Raw genomic sequence first — 803 nt, 5'->3', positions numbered from 1 at the left:
TGCTTCTGTCAATTTTTGCAAGTGATCAAGGTGAAGACCTTTCCAGTTTTCTGGGTAAGGACCGTGGATGTTACCGATACCAGCTGCCAAGAAGTCAATACCAGTTTCAACCATTGCTTTAGCGTCTTCGATTGGAGCCAATTCACCATCACCGATGATTCCATCTTCTTCACCACCGATAGTACCAACTTCAGCTTCTACTGACACGCCGTTTGCATGAGCAAATTCTACAACTTTACGAGCTTTTTCAAGGTTTTCTTCAACTGGAAGGTGTGAACCATCAAACATAACTGAAGTATAGCCAACTTGGATACACTCAAGTGCATCTTCGTAGTGACCGTGGTCAAGGTGGATCGCTACTGGTACAGTGATACCCATTGATTCAACAAGGTTAGCGATCAAGTTGCGAGCAACTTTGTACCCACCCATATATTTAGCAGCACCCATTGAAGTTTGGATCAAAACTGGTGCTTTTTTAGCTTCTGCTGCGCGCAAGATAGCTTGAGTCCACTCAAGGTTATTTGTGTTAAATCCACCAACTGCATAACCATTGTCACGAGCTGCTTGGACAAATTTTTCTGCTGAAACGATTGCCATTTGTAATAGGCCTCCTCTTATTTTTTGTGGAATGAACCACTTACATTGTTTATTTTATCACTTTTTCATTAAAATTGCTAGTTTTTCCTGAAATTTTAAGTAATTCCCAAGTAATTTTTGAATTCAGACAGCTTCAGCTTCTTTGAGAAAACAAAAAAAACTGACCGAAGTCAGCTAATCCTATGCGGAGAGAGGGACTTGAACCC

General features: G+C 41.0%; 1 protein-coding gene. It reads right to left on the bottom strand.

Annotation, left to right across the window (positions count from 1 at the left end; translation table 11 throughout):
- A partial coding sequence (locus A0765_RS09715; protein ID WP_062006371.1) for a class II fructose-bisphosphate aldolase occupies positions 1–597 on the bottom strand: 597 nt, incomplete at its 3' end.
- Positions 598–803: the final 206 nt, after the last annotated feature.

This window comes from Streptococcus cristatus (genome assembly GCF_001588905.1).
In the GTDB taxonomy this organism is placed as follows: domain Bacteria; phylum Bacillota; class Bacilli; order Lactobacillales; family Streptococcaceae; genus Streptococcus; species Streptococcus cristatus_N.
This window is presented reverse-complemented; position numbering and strand designations above follow the sequence as displayed.